This window comes from Burkholderia arboris, assembly GCF_902499125.1.
Lineage (GTDB): Bacteria > Pseudomonadota > Gammaproteobacteria > Burkholderiales > Burkholderiaceae > Burkholderia > Burkholderia arboris.
Map to the genome: position 1 here is coordinate 201,004 of NZ_CABVPX010000003.1, position 16,098 is coordinate 217,101.

The 16,098-nt window shown below is 67.4% G+C and carries 14 protein-coding genes; 7 read left to right on the forward strand and 7 right to left on the reverse strand.

Annotation, left to right across the window (positions count from 1 at the left end; genetic code table 11):
• Positions 1–48: 48 nt before the first annotated feature.
• From BLA15945_RS05330 to BLA15945_RS05340, 3 genes are all read right to left on the reverse strand, one after another.
• Entirely contained in the window at positions 49–978 is a 930-nt protein-coding gene (locus BLA15945_RS05330) for a Gfo/Idh/MocA family protein (protein WP_059238386.1), read from the reverse strand.
• A 25-nt stretch (positions 979–1,003) separates the two neighbouring features.
• The gene (locus tag BLA15945_RS05335) at positions 1,004–1,933 is read right to left on the reverse strand and encodes a dihydrodipicolinate synthase family protein (protein WP_059238384.1); all 930 of its coding nucleotides are present in this window, start codon (positions 1,931–1,933) and stop codon (positions 1,004–1,006) included.
• Between the two features lie 114 nt (positions 1,934–2,047).
• The gene (locus BLA15945_RS05340; protein WP_174991697.1) at positions 2,048–3,799 is read right to left on the reverse strand and encodes an IlvD/Edd family dehydratase; all 1,752 of its coding nucleotides are present in this window, start codon (positions 3,797–3,799) and stop codon (positions 2,048–2,050) included.
• Positions 3,800–3,913: 114 nt separating this feature from the next.
• On the opposite strand from BLA15945_RS05340, the gene BLA15945_RS05345 reads away from it, so the two are divergent.
• A complete protein-coding gene (locus BLA15945_RS05345; protein WP_059238380.1) occupies positions 3,914–4,864 on the forward strand; it encodes a LysR substrate-binding domain-containing protein in 951 nt (316 codons plus the stop codon).
• Positions 4,865–4,996: 132 nt separating this feature from the next.
• Here BLA15945_RS05345 and BLA15945_RS05350 read toward each other — a convergent pair whose 3' ends face one another.
• Both BLA15945_RS05350 and BLA15945_RS05355 read right to left on the reverse strand, forming a co-directional pair.
• Positions 4,997–5,641: a glutathione S-transferase family protein gene (locus tag BLA15945_RS05350; protein ID WP_059238378.1), complete on the reverse strand. Its 645-nt coding sequence runs from the start codon at positions 5,639–5,641 to the stop codon at positions 4,997–4,999.
• Between the two features lie 28 nt (positions 5,642–5,669).
• Entirely contained in the window at positions 5,670–6,146 is a 477-nt protein-coding gene (locus tag BLA15945_RS05355) for an OsmC family protein (protein ID WP_059240867.1), read from the reverse strand.
• Positions 6,147–6,277: 131 nt separating this feature from the next.
• Here BLA15945_RS05355 and BLA15945_RS05360 point away from each other — a divergent pair, with 131 nt between their 5' ends.
• Positions 6,278–6,919 (forward strand): GntR family transcriptional regulator, encoded by a 642-nt coding sequence (locus tag BLA15945_RS05360; RefSeq protein WP_174991698.1) that lies wholly within the window; start codon positions 6,278–6,280, stop codon positions 6,917–6,919.
• Positions 6,920–6,940: 21 nt separating this feature from the next.
• On the opposite strand, the gene BLA15945_RS05365 is transcribed toward BLA15945_RS05360, so the two are convergent.
• Positions 6,941–7,966, reverse strand: a complete 1,026-nt coding sequence (locus tag BLA15945_RS05365) for a LacI family DNA-binding transcriptional regulator (protein WP_174991699.1) — start codon at positions 7,964–7,966, stop codon at positions 6,941–6,943.
• A 189-nt stretch (positions 7,967–8,155) separates the two neighbouring features.
• Here BLA15945_RS05365 and BLA15945_RS05370 point away from each other — a divergent pair, with 189 nt between their 5' ends.
• The 5 genes from BLA15945_RS05370 to BLA15945_RS05390 all read left to right on the forward strand — a co-directional run bounded on the left by BLA15945_RS05370 (position 8,156) and on the right by BLA15945_RS05390 (position 14,496).
• Positions 8,156–9,304 carry an ABC transporter ATP-binding protein gene (locus tag BLA15945_RS05370; protein WP_174991700.1) on the forward strand — a complete coding sequence of 383 codons (1,149 nt, stop codon included), beginning with the start codon at positions 8,156–8,158 and terminating at the stop codon, positions 9,302–9,304.
• Positions 9,305–9,312: 8 nt separating this feature from the next.
• Positions 9,313–11,304 (forward strand): beta-galactosidase, encoded by a 1,992-nt coding sequence (locus BLA15945_RS05375; protein ID WP_174991701.1) that lies wholly within the window; start codon positions 9,313–9,315, stop codon positions 11,302–11,304.
• A 64-nt stretch (positions 11,305–11,368) separates the two neighbouring features.
• A complete protein-coding gene (locus BLA15945_RS05380; RefSeq protein ID WP_174991702.1) occupies positions 11,369–12,628 on the forward strand; it encodes an ABC transporter substrate-binding protein in 1,260 nt (419 codons plus the stop codon).
• 54 nt (positions 12,629–12,682) lie between these two features.
• Positions 12,683–13,627, forward strand: a complete 945-nt coding sequence (locus BLA15945_RS05385) for a carbohydrate ABC transporter permease (protein ID WP_174991703.1) — start codon at positions 12,683–12,685, stop codon at positions 13,625–13,627.
• Between the two features lie 17 nt (positions 13,628–13,644).
• The gene (locus BLA15945_RS05390; protein ID WP_174991704.1) at positions 13,645–14,496 is read left to right on the forward strand and encodes a carbohydrate ABC transporter permease; all 852 of its coding nucleotides are present in this window, start codon (positions 13,645–13,647) and stop codon (positions 14,494–14,496) included.
• A 174-nt stretch (positions 14,497–14,670) separates the two neighbouring features.
• Here BLA15945_RS05390 and BLA15945_RS05395 read toward each other — a convergent pair whose 3' ends face one another.
• On the reverse strand, positions 14,671–15,984 hold the full coding sequence (locus BLA15945_RS05395) for a DUF3944 domain-containing protein (RefSeq protein WP_059238364.1): 1,314 nt from the start codon (positions 15,982–15,984) through the stop codon (positions 14,671–14,673).
• Positions 15,985–16,098: the final 114 nt, after the last annotated feature.

The following is a 16,098-nucleotide window of genomic DNA, read 5'->3' on the forward strand; positions in this document are numbered from 1 at the left end:
TGTGCCGGAAAGATTCGTCGTGCGCGCTTCGTGCCGAAGCGCGCACGTTCAGCGGCCGAACGCGTCGGTCTGCACGCGCCGACCGAACAGGAACGCATCGGCGACGAGCCGCAGCGGCCGCACGTCGACGTCGCTTTCGCCCCGCGCGATCAGCGCGTGGAAGTGCGCATACAGCGCCGGATACTCGCGTTCGGGCCCGATCTCGACCGGCTCGCCCGCAATCGACAGTTGCGCGCCGCCGCGGCTGATCGCGAGCACGCCGTCGGCCGTATCGACCGCGATCTCCCATTGCTCGACGGGGCCGTGCCGCCAGTCGAATTCCGCGCGCACCGGCACGCCGCCGGTATCCGCGCAATCGAGTTCGGCCGCGATCGGCGTCTGCACATCGCCCGGCACGAACAGCGTCGCTTCGCGCAGCACGAGTTCGCGCGGCAGGATTCGCGTGACGATCGACAGCGCGTTGATGCCCGGATCGAACACGCCGAGGCCGCCCGGCTCCCAGATCCACTGCTGCCCCGGATGCCAGCGCCGCACGTCCTCCTTCCAGCGCACCTGCACCGCGCGGATCGTGCGCGTCGCGAGCCATGCGCGCGCGGGCTCGACCGCACTCGCGCAGCGCGAATGCCAGGTCGCGAACAACGTGAGGCCGCGTTCGCGCGCCAGCGCGTCCAGCGCGGCCACTTCGCCGAGCGTCGCGCCCGGCGGCTTCTCGAGCATCACGTGCTTGCCGGCTTCGAGCGCCGCGCGTGCCTGCGCGTAGCGCACCTGCGGCGGTGCGCACAGGGACACCGCGTCGAGCTCGCGCTCGGCCGCCAGCAGCGCGCGCAGATCGGGATAGTTGCGGACGCCCGCGACTTCCGCGTGGCGGCTCGCGCACGCGGTCAACGCGAATCCCGGTTCGGCGGCGATCGCCGGCAGGTGCTGGTCGCGCGCGATCTTGCCGATCCCGACGACACCCAGCGAAATCGGATCACTCATCGTGCGTGTCTCCTTCGCGCATCGCTCAGTGCGCCCAGCGCAGCACGAGCGGATCGAGCCGGCGCGCGATCGCGAGCAACTCCGCGCGCGTGTCCGGGTGCAGTTCCGGCATCGGATGCCGCGGCCGCTCGCACGCGATCACGCCGCCTGCGCGCATCAGCGCCTTCGCGGTGAGGATCCCGGACTGGCGGTTCTCGTGATTGATCAGCGGCAGCCACGCCTGGTAGCGCGCGTACGCATCGTCGTGGCGCCCTGCGCGCCACGCGTCGAGGATCGGCCGGATGCCGTCCGGATACGCGCCGCCCGTCATCGCGCCGGTCGCGCCCGCATGGAGATCGGCGAGCAGCGTGATCGCCTCCTCGCCGTCCCACGGCCCCTCGATCGCATCGCCGCCGAGCCGGATCAGCTCGCGCAGCTTGTTCGCGGCGCCCGGCGTCTCGATCTTGAAGTACGCGACCTGCTCGATCTCGCGCGCCATCCGCGCGAGACACGGTGCGGACAGCGCGGTGCCGCTCGCGGGCGCGTCCTGGATCATGATCGGGATCGAGATCGCGTCGGATACGCGCGCATAGAAGTCGAAGATCTGCGCTTCCGGCACGCGGAACGTCGCGCCGTGGTACGGCGGCATCGCCATCACCATCGCCGCGCCGAGCTGCTGCGCGCGCAGGCTGCGCGCCGCGCACACCTGCGTGCTGTAATGCGACGTCGTGACGATCACCGGCACGCGGCCCGCGACGTGCTCGAGGATCGTGCGCGTGAGCACGTCGCGTTCATCGTCGGTGATCGCGAACTGCTCGGAGAAATTCGCGAGGATGCACAGCCCGTCCGAGCCCGCGTCGATCATGAAATCGACCGCGCGCTTCTGGCTCGCGAGGTCGAGCTCACCGGTGTCGGCAAACGTCGTCGGAACGACGGGGAAGATGCCGCGATAACGCGGCGTGCTGCTCGATGTCATGGTTCGCGTCCTGCTTCGGCCCCGGTCACGGCCGGCCGTCATGCGTTCACGGTTTCACGTCGTGCGGGCCGGGCGCCCGCGACCGGCTGCGGCGCACCTCGCGCCGCGCGCCGCTCAATGCGAATGGCTCGGCACGTCCGCGCCGCGCGTGCCGACCAGGAAGTCGAGGTCGCACCCCTCGTCGGCCTGCAGCACGTGATCGATGTACAGCCGCGCGTAACCGCCCTTGCCGATCTGGCCGGCCACCCCCGGTGCCGCGGCCGGATCGACGTCCGACAGGCGGCGCTGCAGTTCGTCTTCCGTAATGTCGAGATGCAGCGTGCCGGCCTCGCAGTCGAGTTCGATCCAGTCGCCGTTGCGTACGGCCGCGAGCGGGCCGCCGGCAGCGGCCTCGGGCGCGACGTGCAGCACGACCGTGCCGTACGCGGTGCCGCTCATCCGCGCATCCGAAATCCGCACCATGTCCTTCACGCCCTGGCGCAACAGCTTCGGCGGCAGCCCCATGTTGCCGACCTCGGCCATGCCCGGATAGCCGCGCGGCCCGCAGTTCTTCAGCACGAGCACCGAGCTGGCGTCGACCTCGAGCGCCTCGTCGTTGATCGTCGCCTTGTAGTGGTCGAGGTTCTCGAACACGACCGCGCGGCCGCGATGCTTGAGCAGTTCGGGGCTCGCCGCCGACGGTTTCAGCACCGCGCCGCGCGGCGCGAGGTTGCCGCGCAGGATGCAGATGCCGCCATCCGCGATCAGCGGCCGGTCGAGCGGGCGGATCACCTCGTCGTCGTAGTTCGGCGCTTCGCGCACGTTGTCCCACAGCGACTTGCCGTTCACCGTCGGCGCCGCCGGGTGCGGCAGCAGCCCACCTTCGCCGAGGCGGCGCAGCACGGCCGGCAGCCCGCCCGCGTAATAGAACTCTTCCATCAGGAAGCGCCCCGACGGCATCAGGTCGACGATCGTCGGGGTCGCGCGGCCGATCCGCATCCAGTCTTCCAGTTCGAGCGGCACGCCGATGCGGCCCGCAATCGCCTTCAGGTGGATCACCGCATTCGTCGACCCGCCGATCGCCGCATTCGTGCGGATCGCGTTCTCGAACGCCGCGCGCGTCAGGATCTTCGACAGCACGAGCCCGTCGAGCGCCATCTCGACGATGCGGATGCCCGACATGTGCGCGAGCACGTAGCGACGCGAATCGACGGCCGGAATCGCCGCGTTGTGCGGCAGCGCGACGCCGAGCGCCTCGGCCATGCACGCCATCGTCGACGCGGTGCCCATCGTGTTGCAGGTGCCGGCCGAGCGCGACATCCCGGCTTCGGCCGACAGGAAGTGATGAAGATCGATCTCGCCGGCCTTCAGCGCTTCGTGCAGCTGCCACACGGCCGTGCCCGACCCGATGTTCTTGCCTTCCAGCTTGCCGTTCAGCATCGGGCCGCCCGACACGACGATCGCCGGCACGTCGCAGCTCGCCGCCCCCATCAGCAGCGCAGGCGTCGTCTTGTCACAGCCGGCGAGCAGCACGACGGCGTCGATCGGGTTGCCGCGGATCGCTTCCTCGACGTCCATCGACGCGAGGTTGCGCGTGAGCATCGCCGACGGCCGCAGGTTCGATTCGCCGTTCGAGAACACCGGGAATTCGACCGGGAAGCCGCCCGCCTCGGAGATCCCGCGCTTCACGTGCTCGGCGAGCTTGCGGAAGTGCGCATTGCATGGCGTCAGTTCGGACCACGTGTTGCAGACGCCGATGATCGGCCGGCCGTCGAACGCGTGATCGGGGATGCCCTGGTTCTTCATCCAGCTCCGGTACATGAAGCCGTTCTTGTCGTTCGTGCCGAACCATTGGGCGGAGCGCAGCCTCGGTTTTGTTGCCGACATCGTCTGTCCTCGGGTGACGGGATACCGGCGCAGTCTAGGCAGAATTTTGATAACTGGCTAATGACGTTTTTGGCGATTACGATATCGATTCCGATATCGATATAAACCCGTACGATGCCCGAAGCCAGCCCGTGGGGAAACCGTGGCCGCCTGAAGACACGCCAGCTCCTGCTGGTCGTCGCGCTCGCCGACGAAGGCAGCATCCATCGCGCGGCGGCCGCGCTGAGCATGACGCAGCCGGCCGCGTCGAAGCTGCTGCGCGAACTTGAGGAATCGATCGGCGCGGTGCTGTTCGAGCGCCTGCCGCGCGGGATGCGGCCGACGCTGTACGGCGACGCGCTGATCCGCCACGCGCGCATGGCGCTCGGCAGTCTCGACCAGGCGCATGAGGAACTGGCCGCGCTGAAGGCCGGCCATCTCGGCCACGTGGCGGTGGGCGCGATCACGTCGCCGGGGCTGCGGCTCGTGCCGCCGGCCGTTGCCGCGGTGAAGGGCACGCACGCGGGCCTGCACGTGTCGGTCGAGATCGACACCAGCAACGTGCTGCTCGAACATCTCGCGCAGGAGAAGATCGATATCGTGCTCGGCCGGCTCTCTGCCGAACACGACAAGCTGCGCCTGCGCTACGAGCCGCTGACCGGCGAGCCGGTGGCCGCCGTCGTGCGAACCGGCCACCCGCTGCTCGCGCAGGTGCCGCTGTCGCTCGCGGACGTGCAGCGCGCCGCGTGGGTCGTGCCGCCGGCCGGCAGCGTGCTGCGGCATCGTTTCGAGCTCGTGTTCCAGCGTGCGAGCCTCGCGCCGCCCGCCAACCTCGTCGAAACGGCAGCGCTGCTGTTCATCACGCAACTGCTCGAACAGAGCGACATGATCGCGGTGCTGGCCGAGGACGTCGCGCGCTATTACGCGCGGCACGGGATCGTCACGGTGCTGCCGCTGGAGATGGATTGCCGGATGGACGATTTCGGGATCATCACGCGCACCGACCGGCTGCATTCGCCAGCCGTCGCGGTGATGGCCGATGCAATTCGCGTGGCGGCGCGGGAGGTTTACGGCGTCTCGCTGTGACGACGCTGCGGCGGATCGGTTGCCGGGATGCCCGTATCGCCCGTATCGCCCGTATCGCCCGTATCGCCCGTATCGCCCGTACGCCCGGCATGCACGCGCGCCGCGTGACGCGCATGCGGCTCCTGCCGCGCGTTACACCCAGGGCGCTGCGAGCCCTTCCGTCTTCAACGCCCGCTGGATCGCCGGGCGCGCAAGCACCCGCTGCAGATAACCGCCGAGTACCGGCCGCTGCCGTGCCGGTGCGGCAAAGCCGCGCGTCCAGCGGCACAGCATCAGCGCGTACGGATCGAGCACCGTGTAGTGCTCACCAAGCAGCCACGGCCCGCCGCCCGTTTCCAGCTGATGCTCGAGTTGATCCAGCAGCGTCGCGATCTTTGCCTCCGCATGCGCGTTGACCTGCGCGGCGCCCGACGCATTGCCCGCATCGACCCAGCGTTCCGGATAGAAATACGCGATCAGCGTCGCCTGCAGCGTGTTGGTGAGCCACATGAGCCACTTGTAGCACTGCGCGCGCGCCGGTGTACCGAGGCCGGGCGCAAGCCGCTGCTCCGGATGCGTATCGGCGAGATGCAGACAGATCGCGGCGGTTTCGTACAGCACGAGATCGCCGTCGACCAGCACCGGGATGAGTCCGTTCGGATTCAGCGCGAGATAGTCCGGCGACTTGTGCTGGTCGTGCGTGCGGTCGACATACGCCAGCTCGAACGGCTTGCCGATTTCCTCGAGCACGAAGTGCGGCGCCATGCTCGCATTGCCGGGGTAGTAGAAAAGCTTCATCGTCGATTTCGTTTGGCGGCTGGCGGCGTCAGGCGGCGGCGAACTCGATCACGGGTTCGCAGCGGATCGGGAAGTTGACCGAGTTCGCGATATAGCATTTCGCATGCGCATCGTGATGCAGATGCGCCGCCTTTTCGCGATCGCCGCCGGCCTGAATGGTCACGTGCGGACGCAGCACGATTTCGGTGAAGCGGCCTTCCTGTGCGCTGTCGAGCATCGTGCCTTCCGCGTGGTCGACATAGGACACCACGCGGATGCCGGCATCGGAACACAGGTGCAGATACCAGAGCTTGTGGCACGCCGATGCCGACGCGAGCAACAAGTCTTCCGGATTCCAGCGTGATGCATCGCCGCGAAACGCCGCGTCCGACGAACCAGGAATATCCGGCTTCGAACCCGCGCGGATCACATGATCGCGGCCGTACTCGCGATATCCCGACGTGCCGGTGCCGCGATTGCCCGTCCACTCCACTGCGACGCGATACTTGTGTTCGCCTGCTGCCATCTCGCTCTCCATTGATGTCGGTTGCTTCGACCGTGCCGGATGCCGTTTTGCAGCACCCGCCTGTGGCCGTCATTGTGGCACTGGATTGCCGTTTGGTATACCATTATTCCAAATTGACGGAACATGCAGGCATGGAAGCCAAACTCGACTCTACGGCAGACGCCATCGCCGCGTCGCTGCGCGACATGATCATCAACGGCGAGCTGGCGGCTGGCGAACGGCTCGTCGAGCGCGATCTGGCCGAGCGGTTCGGCATCAGCCGGATTCCGATGCGCGAAGCGATCCAGCGGCTGGAACGCGAGGGATTGCTGGATATCTTCAGGAATCGCGGCGCCGTCGTGCGGATGCTGAGCGCATCGGACGTACAGGAAATCTACGACCTGCGCGTGCTGCTCGAAGGCGACGCGATCTACCGGAGCGTGAAGCGGCTCGACGACGAGACGCTCGCGCGCGCCGAACTCGTGCATCGCCTGCTCGGCGATGCGGCCGTGCCGCGCAGGCAGGGAGAACTGAATCGCGAATTCCACGCGTTGCTTTACGCGTGTTGCGGCAATGCGCGGCAGTTGCGGTCGATTGCCGAACTGCGCAGTCAGGTCGAACGTTACGAGCGCCTGCAAACCACCCTGCTCGCCGATACGCCGTCGTTCCAGGTCGAACACGAAGAGATTCTGCAAGCGTGCCGCGAACGCAATGCGCGTGCGGCTCGCTCGATGACGGTCGCGCATCTGGAGTCGGCGAGAAACATCGTGATGCGGCTCGTCGAAGGCGGGTGAGCCCGGCTCGCGCGCACGCCGTTATACCGCGCGCCGTACCGGCCCGGTCGTCCCGCGCACCCTCAGTTTCGGCAACGACGCGACACGCACGCGCGACGCCGCGTCGCTCTGCCCGCCCGCCTCGCGCAACGTATTGAGCAGTTCGACCGCGAGACCGGCCGCTTCGGCGGTCGGGATCGCGACGGTCGTCAGCGTCGGGCGCGTGTCGCTCGCCAGATGAATGTCGGTCAGGCCGACGATCGACAGATCGTCCGGTACGCGCCTGCCGCGATCGGCCGCTGCGTGCATGGCGCCGATCGCCGGCAGGTCATTGGTCGCAACCAGCGCGGTCAACCGCGGATGCGCATCGAGCAGCCGCCCCGCCGCGCGCACGCCGCCTTCGATCGAATCGCGCTCGGCCGCGACGATCGACGCGTCAAGCCCGGCCTCGCGCATCACGTCAACGAAGCCGTCGTAGCGCGCCGCTTGCACGCCGCTCGCTGCGCCGCCGACGATCACGCCGATCTTCTCGTGACCCAGTTCGAGCAGATGCCGCGTCGCGATCCGTCCCGCCTCACGGAAATCGATCGCCACGCACGGCAACCCGTCCGGCGGCGCCTCGGGCCGCTCCCACAGGCACAGCACGACCGGCACGCCGCGTCGCGCGACGTCGAGCAGATCCGGCAGATGCAGGTTCGCGTTGGTCACGAGTATCCCTTCGGAGATCGTGCCGGCGATCTGGTCGAGATACGCGCGCCCCTGCAACGGATCTTCATTCGTATTGCAGACGATCAGGAACTGTCCGTTGCGGCGCACCGCCCGCTCGACCGCCAGCGCGAACTCCGGATAGAACGGGTTCGCGATGCTCGACACCATCAGCGCGACCGTCGGTGCGCGCCCTTCCGCCAGTGCCCGCGCGGCGAGATGCGGCCGGTACCCGAGCGCCTCGACCGCTTCCAGCACGCGCGCCCGCGTCGCGTCGCCCACCCTGCCGCGGCCGCGCAGCACGTTCGACACCGTTGCGGCCGTCACGCCCGCGCGACGCGCCACTTCATCCAGGGTTGCCATCGTATGCTCACTATATGAGACGTCGATCCAGTATTTGCTTCGCTCACCGAAGCGGCGCACTATCGCCGCACACCTTGCCGCCCGTCGAACGGGCGCGACTCGGCCGCGATCGCATCGCCTCTTTTTTTGATCGCGGTGATTAAGCGCTTAATCATGCAGTACGGCGTATTAAAACATGGAGCGGAGACAATGGCGAGCATCTCGATGCGACGCGTGCAGAAAGCCTATGGCGATCACGCGCCGGTCATTCGCGACGTCGATCTGGAGATCGGCGCGCATGAGTTCTGCGTGTTCCTCGGACCATCCGGATGCGGGAAATCGACGTTGCTGCGCATGATTGCCGGCCTCGAGGACCTGAGCGCGGGAGAGCTGTCGATCGACGGCCGCCGGGTCGACGACGTGCCGGCCGCCGAGCGCGGCGTCGCGATGGTGTTCCAGAGCTACGCACTGTTTCCGCACATGACGGTGTACGAGAACATGGCGTTCGGGCTGAAGCTCGCCCGTGTGCCGAAAGCCGAGATCGACCGGAAGGTGCGCGACGCCGCGCGTATCCTGCAACTCGACACGCTGCTCGAGCGCAAGCCGAAAGCGTTGTCGGGCGGCCAGCGGCAGCGCGTCGCGATCGGCCGGGCGATCGTGCGCGAGCCCGGCGTGTTCCTCTTCGATGAACCGCTGTCGAATCTCGACGCGGCGCTGCGCGGCCAGACCCGCATCGAGATCGCGCGGCTGCACCGGCAGTTCGAACGCGCGAGCGTCGTCTACGTGACGCACGACCAGACCGAGGCGATGACGCTCGCCGACAAGATCGTGCTGCTGCACGCGGGCGCGGACACCGCGCAGCACGGCAGCATCGCGCAGGTCGGTGCGCCGCTCGACCTCTACCATCACCCCGCCAGCCGCTTCGTCGCGGGCTTCATCGGCTCGCCGCGAATGAACTTCCTGCCGGCCGTCGTCGCTGCGTGCGACGCACATCGCACGACCGTCACGCTCGTGCCGTCCGGCGAAACCTTCACGCTGCCGCGCGACGGCTCGGCCCTCGGCGCCGGCACCGCCGTGACGCTCGGCATTCGCCCCGAACACCTGACGCTCGGCGCCGCACTCGACGCAACGACGCTCGCGCGCGACGTCGCGCTCGTCGAACGCCTCGGCGAACAAACCTACGTGCACCTCGACGGGCCCGGCGGCGCGCCGCTGATCGCGAAGGTGCCCGGCGACGCGCAGGTGCGCACCGGCGAGCGCGCGCACGTGCATGCGCCGGCCGCGGCCTGCCATCTCTTCACCGAAGACGGCCGCGCGGTGCCCGCGTGCGCCGACGTCCACGTCCACCACTACGCATAAGGATCGGCATGCGCCTCGGAGTCTGCTACTACCCGGAACACTGGCCGGAATCGATGTGGGCCGATGACGCCCGCCGAATGAAAGCGCTCGGCATCGAGCAGGTGCGGATCGCCGAATTCGCGTGGAGCCGCATCGAGCCGTCGCCGGGCGAATACGACTGGGGCTGGCTCGACCGCGCGATCGACGTGCTCGGCACAGCCGGCCTCGAGATCGTGATGTGCACGCCGACCGCGACGCCGCCGAAGTGGCTGGTCGACCGCCATCCCGACATCCTCGCGATCGGCGCGGACGGACGGCCGCGCGCATTCGGCTCGCGCCGCCACTACGACTTCTCGTCGCCGACCTATCTCGAAGCGTCGCGCCAGATCTGCACGGCGGTCGCCGAACGCTACGGCCGCCACCCGGCCGTGCGCTACTGGCAGACCGACAACGAACTCGGCTGCCATCAGACCGTCGTCAGCTACTCGCCGGCCGCGCTCGTACGCTTTCGTGCATGGCTGAAGGCACGCTACGGCACGATCGACGCGCTGAACCGCGCGTGGGGCACCGTGTTCTGGAGCATGGAGTATCGCCATTTCGACGAAGTCGACGCGCCCGTCGGCACCGTAACCGAAGCGCATCCGTCGCATCGCCTCGACTACCGGCGCTTCGCGTCCGACGAAGTCGCGCGCTATCACCGGATGCAGGTCGACGTGATCCGCGCGCACTCGCCGGGCCGGCCTGTCGCGCACAACTTCATGCAGCTGTTCACCGAGTTCGACCACTACGAGGTCGCCCGCGACCTCGACATCGCGACGTGGGACAGCTACCCGCTCGGCGCGCTCGAGGAGCAATGGTTCGCGCCCGACGTGAAGGCGCATTGGCTGCGCACCGGCCATCCCGATTTCGCGTCGTTCAATCACGACCTCTATCGCGGCATGTCGAAGCTGCCGTTCTGGGTGATGGAACAACAGCCGGGGCCCGTGAACTGGGCGCAGTGGAACCCCGCGCCGCTGCCGGGCATGGTGCGTCTGTGGAGCTGGGAAGCGTTCGCGCACGGCGCCGGCTGCGTGTCGTACTTCCGCTGGCGGCAGGCGCCGTTCGCGCAGGAACAGATGCATGCCGGCCTGCACACGCCCGACGACAAGCTCGATGAAGGCGGCCGCGAGGCGCAGCGCGTCGCACGCGAGATCGCGGCCGTGCACGACGCCGGCAAGGATGCGGATGCGGACGGCCCGGTGCGCGCACCGGTCGCGCTGGTCTTCGACTACGAAGCGAAGTGGCTGTTCGAAGTGCAGCCGCAGGGCGCCGATTTCCACTACCCGCGCTTCGCATTCGAGTACTACTCGGCGCTGCGCGCGCTCGGCCTCGACGTCGACATCGTTTCGGCGAACGCGCCGCTCGACGGCTACCGCCTCGTCGTCGTGCCGCCGCTGCCCGTCGTGCCCGACGATTTCGCGGCACGGCTCGCCGCATCGGGCGCGCATGCGGTGTTCGGGCCGCGTACCGGTTCGAAGACCGTCGACTTGCAGATTCCGCCGACGCTGCCGCCCGGCCCGCTCGCGTCGATCCTGCCGGTGCGCGTGTGGCGCGTCGAGTCGCTGCGGCCGAACGTGACCGAGCGGATCGACGGCACGCTGCGCGACGGTTCGCCGCTCGCGGGCGATGCGCGCCACTGGCGCGACTTCGTCGAGCTGCGCGACGACACGCGCAGCGTCGTGCGCGCCCGTTTCGCCGACGGTCATCCGGCCTGCGTATCGCATGGCGTGCTGCACTACTGGGCTGCGCTGTTCGACGACGCGACCACCACGAAGCTGTTCGCCGACGTCGCGGCCGAAGCGGGCCTCGCGCCGGCGCCGCTCGGCGACGGCGTGCGCGTGAGCCGGCGCGGCGGCCTGACCTACGTTTTCAACTACGGCAACGCACCGCACACGATCGACGCAGTGCCGCCGTCGGCATTCGTGCTCGGCGCCGCGCAAGTCGGGCCGCGGGACGTGGCCGTGTATCGAAGCCGTTCGTAGCATCCCGCCACCGGCGCCACGCCGCGCCGGTCACGCACAACGACACACAGGACTGGAGACACGCATGACACATCGCCCCCTTCGCGCCGCCGCCCGGCTCGCCACGGCCGCCGCCGTCGCCTTCGCGTCGCTCGGCATGACGGCGCCCGCCGATGCCGGCACGCTGACGATCAACATCGCGTTCAAGGGCGCGAGCCAGCGCGCGGTCTGGCAATCGACGCTCGACGCCTTTCGCAAGGCGCACCCCGACATCGACGTGAAGGCAACCTTCGTCGACGAGGAAGCGTACAAGGTGCAGCTCCCCGCGTGGCTCACGACCGTCGCGCCGGACGTCGTGAACTGGCACGCGGGTGAGCGGATGGCGTACTACGCGAAGCGCGGGCTGTTCGAAGACCTGAGCGGCGACTGGACGAAAAACGGCTGGGGCGCGATGTATGCGTCGACGCGCGACGCATCGTCGTACAACGGCAAGCAGTACGCGGCGCCGACCGTCTACTACTCGTGGGGGCTGTTCTACCGCAAGGACCTGTTCCGCAAGGTCGGCATCGCCGACGAGCCGAAGACCTGGGACCAGTTTCTGGACGCGTGCAAGAAACTGAAAGCGGCCGGCATCACGCCGATCGCGATCGGCGGCCGCGACGCGTGGACACTCGCCGGCTGGTTCGACTATCTCGACCTGCGCCTGAACGGCAACGCGTTCCACCAGCAATTGATGGCCGGCGACGTGCCGTACACCGACCCGCGCGTGAAGAAGGTCTACACGACGTGGAAATCGCTGATCGATGCCGGCTACTTCATCGACAACGCGCTGTCCTACGATCTCGACGGCGCGCAGCCGTTCCTGTTCCAGGGCAAGGCCGCGATGATGCTGATGGGCACCTTCATCGCGGCCGGCTTTCCGCCGAGCGTGAAGCAGGAAATGGGCTACTACCGGTTCCCGATCATCGACCCGAAGGTGCCGACCGCCGAGGACGGCCCGGTCGAGTCGCTGCACATCCCGACGAAGGCGAAGAACAAGGCCGATGCGCACACGTTCCTCGCGTTCGTCGAAACGCCCGAGATGGGCGCGAAGCTCGCGGAAGGCCTCGGCTCGCTGTCGGCCAACAGCAAGTCGCCCGAGCCGGCCGATCCGATTTCACGCATCGGCTTCCGCATCCTTGCCGACACGAAGGGAGGCGTCGCGCAGTTCTACGACCGCGACATGACGAAGGAAATGGCCGACGAAGGGATGAAGGGCATGCAGCAGTTCCTCGCGAATCCCGCGCAGCTCGATACGGTGCTCGCGCAGCTCGAACAGACCCGCAAGCGGATCTACAAGAAGTGACCGCGTGACCCAACCGGCGGCCGCGCGCCGCCGTGTCCGTTCAGGAGGCTTGCCGTGTCCAGTCCGATCACGTCCACCCCGCCCGCCGGCGCCGCGCCGCCGCCGCGCGGGACATCCGCCGCTGCGTTGCCCGCGCGCCGCCCGTCGCCCGCCGTGCGGCGGCAACAGCGCGCCGCGTGGCTGTTTCTCGCGCCGGCCTGCGCGATGGTTGCCGTCTATGTGATCTGGCCGATCCTGTCGACGCTGTGGCTGAGCCTGTACAACTGGGACGGGATGACCGAGCGCACCTTCGTCGGGCTCGCGAACTACGCCGAGCTGCTGCAGGCGCCGACGTTCTACACCGCGCTGCGCAACAACGTGATCTGGCTCGCGCTCTTCATGCTCGCGCCGCCGCTCGGCCTCGCGCTCGCGCTGTACCTGAACCAGGCGGTCGGCGGCATCCGGCTCGTGAAGTCGCTGTTCTTCGCGCCGTTCGTGCTGTCCGGCGTGGTCGTCGGCCTGATCTTCTCGTGGTTCTACGATCCGACCTTCGGGCTGCTCGCGCTGATCGCGGGGCACGGCATCCCGGTACTCGGCGACGCGCGCTATGCGACGCTCGGCGTCGTGTTCGCCGCGCTGTGGCCGCAGACCGCGTACTGCATGATCCTGTACCTGACCGGCCTCACGTCGGTCAACCCGGAACAGATCGAGGCCGCGCGGATGGAAGGCGCGCGCGGCTTCGCACTGCTGTGGCACGTCGTGCTGCCGCAGCTGCGGCCGACCACGTTCATGGCGATCGTCGTCACGGTGATCGGTGCGCTGCGCAGCTTCGACCTGATCTCGGTGATGACGAGCGGCGGGCCGTTCGAGAGTTCGACCGTGCTCGCGTATTACATGTACGACCAGGCAATCAAGTATTACCGGCTCGGCTATTCCGCGTCGATCGCGGTCGTGCTGTTCGCGATCATGCTCGTCTACATCGTGTTCCAGTTGCGCCGCATGCTGCGCAACGAGCAGTGACCCCGGGGAGGCTCATCATGTTTCCGACACCCGTTGCCCGATGGAAGCCCGTCTCGCGCCGGCTGTACAAGCTGTCGCTGCCCGTCGCGCTGCTGATCTGGCTGCTGCCGATGATCGCTGTGTTCGTCACGTCGGTGCGCTCGACCGAGGAACTCGTCGAAGGCCACTACTGGGGCTGGCCGCGCCACTTCGCGATGATCGAGAACTATCGCGACGCGCTGACGACGTCGCCGATGCTGCATTACTTCTGGAACAGCGTGCAGATCACGGTGCCGTCCGTGATCGGCTCGATCGCGCTCGCGGCGATGGCCGGCTTCGCGCTCGCGACCTACCGGTTTCGCGGCAGTACCGCGCTGTTCGGCACGTTCGTCGCCGGCAACTTCGTGCCGGTGCAGGTGCTGATGATTCCGGTGCGTGACCTGTCGTTGAGGCTCGGTGTGTTCAATACCGTCGAAGCGCTGATCCTGTTTCATGTCGCGTTTCAGACCGGGTTCTGCACGCTGTTCCTGCGCAACTTCATCAAGCAGTTGCCGTTCGAGCTGATCGAGGCCGCGCGCATCGAAGGCGCGGGGGAATGGACGGTGTTCTGGCGGATCGTGTTGCCGCTGATTCGGCCCGCGCTGGCTGCGCTGGCGATTTTGGTGTTCACGTTCGTGTGGAACGATTACTTCTGGGCGCTGTGTCTCACGCAGGGCGACGAGGCCGCGCCGATCACGGCCGGCGTCGCGGCGCTGAAGGGGCAATGGACGACGTCGTGGAATCTCGTGTCGGCCGGATCGATTCTTGCCGCGCTGCCGTCGGTCGCGATGTTCTTCGCGATGCAGAAACATTTCGTCGCGGGGCTCACGTTCGGCGCGACGAAAGGCTGAGCGCGCACCGAACGCGTTTTCGTATCTCCCCCTCCGCATCGTGAGGTTGCCCGCTTCGGCGGGCTTTTTTCGTGCTTTTCCTGCGAGATGTCGGCCCGCGTCGAACCGAGCGGCTGCAACGCGATCGACGTCCCGACAAGCTTGCCTGCCTCGGCGCGGCAGGCCCCTTGCATATCAAGCCGCGCGATTCATGCGCAGCGCCCGCCACTCACCGAGTGTTTTATCGATCGCGGATTTGTCGCGCCCACTCAACGCCAGCGTGTCCTCGACGACGCTGTCGAAAAACGCCAAGGATTCCGCGTTGTGTCGACTGACCAGTTCGAACGCTGTCGCGAGATTGGGCGGGGCGCTCGATAGTCGCTCGATTTTTTTGAGAACATGCTCAGGCATCAATCTGCCTCCGACACCCGCGATAAACTCGTTGATCTCGCGTGCTTGCTCCTGGGAAACGTGACCCTCCACCGCAGCACAGGCCAGGCCAATCGCATGGGTCGATACGATGAGTTCGAAGTATTCTTCCAGGCTCTTGGTTCTCACGAACACCGCGGCCACCGCGGCCTCCAGCTTGGCCTGTCGAGCTCGCATTTCGGCGGCAATATCGGGGGGGAGACCCGGTTCCCTGGCAGCCTCGCGCTTGGGCAAAATCGCGTCGGATGCAGCAGCACAAGCGTTCCTGGCGATGGCCGCGCTCACCGCCGCCCAGTAGCCGAACCGCCCACCCGGCACGCCCACCGGCCGCGAACTCGGCGCGTCGTTGGAAGTAGCTCCGTCTTGATGCATCGCCCGCCGCATGTAGGCGATCTGAATAACGGCGGGGATAGTGACTCGATACGCTGCTCCGCTGATGCTGGGCACCAGGAGGAATGCGGAGGCCGCCAGGCCGAACGGGCCGGCAAACGCACGCAAGACTGCCCCGCCACCCGCGATCAGTATCGCCTGACCGGTCAGCGTGTAGCCGAGTGACGCTGCAAGCGCCCTCACGATTGCAAACGCAACGGGGCCGCCGCCTTGCAAAAGGATCTGAAGCGACAGGAGGCCACTGCCGCCCACCTTGCAAACGCCGCCGACTCCAACCAGCAGCGCATCCTGGTCCGCTGGCGACAGCTTGTCCCACGCATCGGAGATGACCTTGTCGACCACCACCGTCTCGATGTCCGAGACCGATCCCTTCTTCTCTACCTTGACGTTCAGCTTTGCACAGACATCCAGCAGAATTTCTTTGTAGAGAACGCCGGTGCCACGGACCAGGTTGGCGAGTGTGTCCCCGCCGAAATGCTGAAGCTCGCCTGCAATGGCGTCCCAGGATTTCCGGTGACGGTCGGGTCGGCCCTCGGCCTTCCGGAAATCGGGATCACTCAGTAACTCGCTGGCGCGCCTCGGCTTGCCGTCCTTGTCGTGGGTCAGATAGCGCGCGAGTACCGCCAGGTCCTCCTCCGAACTGTATTTCAGAAACGTCAGGTCGTTGTCCGCCCGATACTTGATGCCCATTGTTATCCTTGGTTTGTTCAGTTTTCGTCCAGTTGCCCACGGGCCAATGTCTGGCGCACATGCCGGCACCGGCGTAGAAATAGCCTGGTGGTTTCCCCGTCCCGGATCTGCCAG